The organism is Sphaerotilus sp. (assembly GCF_041083715.1).
Lineage (GTDB): Bacteria > Pseudomonadota > Gammaproteobacteria > Burkholderiales > Burkholderiaceae_C > Sphaerotilus.
Window position 1 is genome coordinate 1 of the sequence record NZ_JBFPGY010000349.1, and the last position, 5,550, is coordinate 5,550.

7 protein-coding genes are annotated in these 5,550 nt (G+C 67.0%); 5 read left to right on the plus strand and 2 right to left on the minus strand.

Annotated features, from left to right (window positions below):
* Positions 1-13: 13 nt before the first annotated feature.
* On the minus strand, positions 14-430 hold the full coding sequence (locus AB3X43_RS16490) for a type II toxin-antitoxin system VapC family toxin (protein WP_369430952.1): 417 nt from the start codon (positions 428-430) through the stop codon (positions 14-16).
* Positions 427-723: an AbrB/MazE/SpoVT family DNA-binding domain-containing protein gene (locus tag AB3X43_RS16495; protein WP_369430953.1), complete on the minus strand. Its 297-nt coding sequence runs from the start codon at positions 721-723 to the stop codon at positions 427-429. Before AB3X43_RS16495 ends, AB3X43_RS16490 begins: the two co-directional genes overlap by 4 nt.
* A 253-nt stretch (positions 724-976) precedes the next feature.
* Between AB3X43_RS16495 and AB3X43_RS16500 the strand changes: the two genes are divergently transcribed.
* From AB3X43_RS16500 to AB3X43_RS16520, 5 genes are all read left to right on the plus strand, one after another.
* Positions 977-2,440 carry a S41 family peptidase gene (locus tag AB3X43_RS16500; RefSeq protein ID WP_369430954.1) on the plus strand — a complete coding sequence of 488 codons (1,464 nt, stop codon included), beginning with the start codon at positions 977-979 and terminating at the stop codon, positions 2,438-2,440.
* 30 nt (positions 2,441-2,470) lie between these two features.
* Entirely contained in the window at positions 2,471-3,250 is a 780-nt protein-coding gene (locus AB3X43_RS16505) for a HesA/MoeB/ThiF family protein (RefSeq protein WP_369430958.1), read from the plus strand.
* Entirely contained in the window at positions 3,231-4,136 is a 906-nt protein-coding gene (locus tag AB3X43_RS16510) for an LOG family protein (RefSeq protein WP_369430955.1), read from the plus strand. The genes AB3X43_RS16505 and AB3X43_RS16510 overlap by 20 nt, the downstream gene beginning before the upstream one ends.
* 2 nt (positions 4,137-4,138) lie before the next feature.
* Entirely contained in the window at positions 4,139-5,065 is a 927-nt protein-coding gene (gene rocF, locus AB3X43_RS16515; RefSeq protein ID WP_369430956.1) for an arginase, read from the plus strand.
* 120 nt (positions 5,066-5,185) lie between these two features.
* Positions 5,186-5,550 (plus strand): GNAT family N-acetyltransferase (locus AB3X43_RS16520; protein WP_369430957.1); only part of this gene is annotated, 365 nt, incomplete at its 3' end.

The window sequence follows — 5,550 nt, forward strand, 5'->3', positions numbered from 1 at the left end:
TCGGTGTGGACGGTCATGGTTCGGGATGGTAGCCAAGCAGTTCGACCGGCGGCTGCAGGCCCAGGCGCTGCGCGTGGCGGGCCAGCAGCGGGTCGGCGGTGACGAAGCCGGTGGCGCCCGCCTCGGCACTGATCGCCAGGTGCAGGGCGTCGGCGAAGTCCATGCCGGCGGTGTGGGCCATCTGGGCGGTCCAGACGGCTTCGATGTCCGGGCAATGCAGATTGGGCAGCGCCAGGACCGCGGCGATGGCCCGGCTGAGGTCGTTGTTGCCGATGCGTTTGCTCTTGAGCAGCCAGACCAGTTCCAGCAGCACGGTGCCGGTGACGCCAAACCGCTTTGGCTGGCGCAGCAGTTCGCGTGCTGCGGTGTAGGCGGTGGGCTGGTCGCGCAGGATGAGCCGTGCCAGCACGGAGCTGTCGAGGAAGATCATGGCTGTCCCCGGCCAAGGCGCCGGTCCTCGGCGCCCAGCAGGGCGACGATGGCGGCTTCGTCCTCGGGGGCACTGGTCGGTGTCGCTTCAGGGCGGTAGAGGCAGCCCGCGAGCTGTTCGACCGCCGCGTGGATGGCGGCCAGGTCGAACTCCGGCTCGCGCAATGGTTCCAGCACGAGGCGGCCGGCATCGATGCTCAGTTCGAACCGGGTGCCGGGCAGCAGATTCAACTCGGTGCGCAGCGCCTTGGGGATGACAATCTGGCCCTTGCTGGAGAGGCTGGCGGTGTGCATCGGGGTGACTCGGACGTGGGGCGGTCGGGTGGTTGGCGGGATGTGGGTGAAGTTTAGCGAGTTCTGTGCCGATGACCGATCTGGCGCACGTGTTGGCCAATATCAGTATTCCTTCTGATTTCCTCCTGTTCTCGCCGGATGGATGCAGGGGTATCCGGGTGGTTGGGGGGCAGTGCACATGGCCCGTCCTATACTGCCCGATCGATTCATGGTGTGCAGGCTGGCGTGGCCTGCAACGCAAGAGGTGTCCGAAATGGGTAGCAAATTGAAGGTTGCGGGTTGGGTGGCTGTCGGGGCTGTCGCCGGTGCGCTGGCCACGATGCAGTTGCAGGCCACGGCGCGCAGTGCGCTGTCGCCGCTGCCGCTGGAGGACATGCAACAGCTGGCCGCGGTGTTCGACCTCGTCAAGCGTTCGTATGTCGAGCCGGTGGACGAGAAGAAGCTGATCCGTGACGCGATCGGTGGCATGGTGTCCGGGCTGGATCCGCACTCGGCCTACTTCGAAGGCCAGGCCTACAAGGAGTTCCACGAGGGCATCAGCGGCAAGTTCACGGGTGTCGGCATCCAGATCGAGATGGAAGAGGGCCTCGTCAAGGTGGTCTCGCCGATCGAGGGCTCTCCCGCTTTCCGTGCCGGCCTGCAGACGGGGGACCTGATCACCCGCATCGACGAGACGCCGGTCAAGGGCCTGAACATGGACCAGGCCATCAAGCGCATGCGCGGCCCGAGCGGCTCCAAGGTGCTGCTGACCATCTACCGCAAGTCCGAGAACCGCACCTTCCCCGTGCCGATCGTGCGCGAGGAGATCAAGACCAAGAGCGTGCGCTCGAAGGTGATGGAGCCGGGCTATGCGTGGATCCGCGTCAACCAGTTCCAGGAGCCGACGCTGCGCGACTTCGTCGACCAGCTCAAGGAGATCTTCCGCACCGAACCGAACCTGAAGGGCCTGGTGCTGGATCTGCGCAACGACCCGGGTGGCCTGCTCGACAGCGCGGTCGGCATCTCGGCGGCCTTCCTGCCCAAGGACGCGGTCGTGGTGTCGACCAACGGCCAGATCCCCGAGTCGCGCAGCGTGCTCAAGGCTTCGCCGATGTTCTATTCGCGGGATGGCAGCGATGTGCTCGCTGGCCTGCCGGCGCTGATCAAGTCGGTGCCCGTGGTGGTGCTGGTCAACGAGGGCTCGGCGTCCGCCAGCGAGATCGTGGCGGGGGCACTGAAGGACCACAAGCGGGCCGTCATCATGGGCTCGCAGACCTTCGGCAAGGGCTCGGTGCAGAGCGAGATGGCGCGTCTGCCGATGCCCAACACCTCGCTGAAGATCACGACGGCGCGCTACTACACGCCGTCCGGCCAGTCGATCCAGGCCAAGGGCATCCTGCCGGACGTGCCGGTGGACGAGACCGCGGAAGGCAGCCCGTACGCCGCGCTGCGCCTGCGCGAGGCCGATCTGGACAAGCACCTGGTCAACGGCCCGGAAGCCGACAAGAAGGATGCCGCCCGCGAGAAGGCCCGCGAGGAAGCGCTCAAGAAGCTGGAAGAGGCCAATGCCAAGGCCAAGGATCCGAAGGACAAGGACAAGGCGGTCGCCCGTCTGCCTGAGTACGGTGCGCCCGAGGACTTCCCGCTGCAGCAGGCGCTCAACCGCCTGAAGGGCAAGCCGGTGGTGGCCTCGAAGACGCAGGTCGAGCGCAAGCTCGACGAGCCGAAGCCGAACTGAGCCGGGTTGCGTTTGGACGCCATCGACGAGATGACCGACGACCAGCTGCTGCGCTACAGCCGCCACATCCTGCTCGACGAGATCGGTGTGGAGGGCCAGCAGCGGCTGCTGGCGGGGCATGCCCTGGTGATCGGGGCGGGCGGGCTGGGCTCGCCGGTGCTCCTGTACCTGGCCAGCGCGGGCGTCGGCACCGTGACCGTGGTCGACCACGACACCGTGGACCGTACCAACCTGCAGCGCCAGATCGCCCACACCGAGGAGCGTGTCGGCCAGCCCAAGGTGTTGTCGGCCGCGGCGTCGATGGCGGCGATCAATCCAGATGTGCATGTCCACACCATCGCCGAGCGCGCGGACGCCGCGATGCTCGACACGCTGGTGGCGCGGGCCGACGTGGTGCTGGACTGCAGCGACAACTTCCCGACGCGGCACGCCGTCAACGCCGCCTGCGTGCAGCATGGCAAGCCGCTGGTCTCTGGTGCCGCGATCGGGCTGGATGGCCAGATCTCGGTCTGGGATCCGCGCGGTGCGGCTGATCCGTGCTACGCCTGCGTGTTTCCGCCCTCGGCCGAGGTGCCGGAGGTGCGCTGCGCGACGATGGGCGTGTTCGCGCCGCTGGTCGGCATCATCGGCACGGTGCAGGCGGCCGAAGCGCTGAAGATCCTGGCCGGGTTCGGCACCTCGCTGGCCGGACGGCTGCAGATGCTCGACGTGCGCCGCATGGAATGGACCGAGATCCGCATGGGCCGCGACCCCGCGTGCCCCGTCTGTGCGGGTCGTCACACCGAACAACATGGACCAATCTCATCCTGACCTGAAAGCCCGCAACTTCCCCAGCGCGGAGGAAGAGGCGTTGGCCACCCTGCCGGCGTCCCGCTACAGCGGCCCGGAAAGTGCCTATCGGCTGGCGTTCACCGACAACGACTTCCTGCTGCGCGATGAACTGCGCCCGGTACGCATGCAGCTGGAACTGCTCAAGCCGGAGCTGGTGCAGCGCGAGCAGGGCATCGAATCGACCATCGTGATCTTCGGCAGTGCCCGCATCCTGCCGCTGGACGTGGCGGCAGCCCGCCTGGGCGAGGCCGAAGCGGGCGGTGATGTCGCCGTGGTCGCCCGTGCCCGCACGCAGGTGCAGATGAGCCGTTATTACGAAGAGGCACGGGCCTTCGCCGCCATCGTCACCCGAGAGTCGGCGCAGCTCGACACGCCGATCCACGTCGTCACCGGTGGCGGCCCCGGCATCATGGAGGCGGGCAACCGTGGCGCGCACGAGGTGGGCGGGCGCAGCATCGGCCTGAACATCGTGCTGCCGCACGAGCAGGAGCCGAATGCCTACATCACGCCCGAGCTGTGCTTCCAGTTCCACTACTTCGCGCTGCGCAAGATGCATTTCCTGATGCGCAGCATCGCGCTGGTCTGTTTCCCGGGCGGCTTCGGCACACTCGATGAACTGTTCGAGACGATGACCCTGGTCCAGACCGGCAAGTCCCGCCGACGTCCGATCCTGCTGTTCGGACGCGACTTCTGGACCCGGCTGATCAACTTCGACTGGCTGATCGAGACCGGCATGATCGGCCCGCGCGACACCGAACTGTTCCAGTTCGTCGAGACCGCCGAAGAGGCATGGGCCTACCTGTCGAGCCATTACGGCTTCGATCTCCCCGACACGCAGACCGGCAAGTTCGCCGAGGACATGTGAGCATGGTGCAGACCCGCAAGACGGAGGTATCCCTGATCGGCGTACCGACCGATGCCGGCGCTTCGGCACGCGGCGCCTCGATGGGGCCGGAAGCCTTGCGCGTTGCCGGACTGCGCGAGCGTCTGGAGGCCCACGGGCTGGCCGTGCACGACACCGGCAACCTCACCGGTCCCGCCAATCCGTGGCAACCGCCGGTCGATGGCTACCGCCACCTGGCCGAAGTCGCCGAATGGAACCGGTTGACGCACGATGCCGTGCACGCCGAGCTGGTGGCCGGGCGTCTGCCGATCATGCTGGGCGGTGACCATTGCCTGGGCATCGGCTCGATCAGTGCCGTCGCGCGCCACTGCCGCGAACAGGGACGCAAGCTGCGCGTGCTGTGGCTCGATGCCCACGCCGACTTCAACACCAGCACCATCACCCCGAGCGGCAACATCCACGGCATGCCCGTGGCATGTCTGTGCGGCTTTGGTCCGGACGAGCTGACGCGCATCGGCGGCCATGTGCCGGCGATCTCGCCCAAGGTGATCCGCCAGATCGGCATCCGCAGCGTGGACGAGGGCGAGAAGCGCTTCGTGCACCAGCAGGACCTCGAAGTCTTCGACATGCGCTACATCGACGAGATGGGCATGCGCCATGCAATGGAGCTGGCGCTGGCCACGCTCGATGACAACACCCACCTGCATGTGAGCTTCGATGTCGATTTCCTCGACCCTGACATCGCACCGGGTGTCGGCACCACCGTGCCGGGTGGTCCGACCTACCGCGAGGCGCAGCTCTGCATGGAGATGATTGCCGACACCGGGCGCCTGGCCTCGCTGGACGTGGTCGAACTGAACCCGGCCTTCGACCACCGCAACCGCACGGCCGAACTCGCGGTCGATCTGATCGAGAGCCTGTTCGGCAAGAGCACCCTGATGCGCAAGTAAGGGGCATTCAGCGAGTCCGAGGGGCTGGCCAAGCCTGCCGTCATCGGGCCGACGGATGGTGCGGCGACAATCTGCGGATTGCCTCTGCACTGCTGGCCCCTTCCTCACCCACGATTGCGCATGACTGTTCGGACCTCCACTCCTTCGCCCTCCGATTCCCGAACCGCGTACGCCCTGTCCCTGACGCCCTTGCCCGAGCGCTCCCGGCTGCAGGCCGACTGGCTGGCGCTCGAATCCCGCTCCCGGGCGAGCTTCTTCACGTCATGGGCCTGGGTCGGGGTGTGGCTGGACACGCTGCCACCGACGGTGCAGCCGCGCCTGCTGCAGGCCCGGCAAGGTGCGCAGGTGGTCGGGCTGGCACTGGTGGTCGACGGGCCAGTCCGCCAGCGGTTCGGGCTGCGCTTTTGCAGCACGGCGTTTCTGCATGCGACCGGACAGCCCGAATTCGACATTCTCACCGTCGAGCACAACGATTTCCTGCTCGA

Bases quoted from the DNA above. Each gene is read 5' to 3' on its own strand.
- AB3X43_RS16490 (WP_369430952.1), bottom strand. From the start codon at position 430: ATGATCTTCCTCGACAGCTCCGTGCTGGCACGGCTCATCCTGCGCGAC.
- AB3X43_RS16495 (WP_369430953.1), bottom strand. From the start codon at position 723: ATGCACACCGCCAGCCTCTCCAGCAAGGGCCAGATTGTCATCCCCAAG.
- AB3X43_RS16500 (WP_369430954.1), top strand. From the start codon at position 977: ATGGGTAGCAAATTGAAGGTTGCGGGTTGGGTGGCTGTCGGGGCTGTC.
- AB3X43_RS16505 (WP_369430958.1), top strand. From the start codon at position 2,471: ATGACCGACGACCAGCTGCTGCGCTACAGCCGCCACATCCTGCTCGAC.
- AB3X43_RS16510 (WP_369430955.1), top strand. From the start codon at position 3,231: ATGGACCAATCTCATCCTGACCTGAAAGCCCGCAACTTCCCCAGCGCG.
- rocF (WP_369430956.1), top strand. From the start codon at position 4,139: ATGGTGCAGACCCGCAAGACGGAGGTATCCCTGATCGGCGTACCGACC.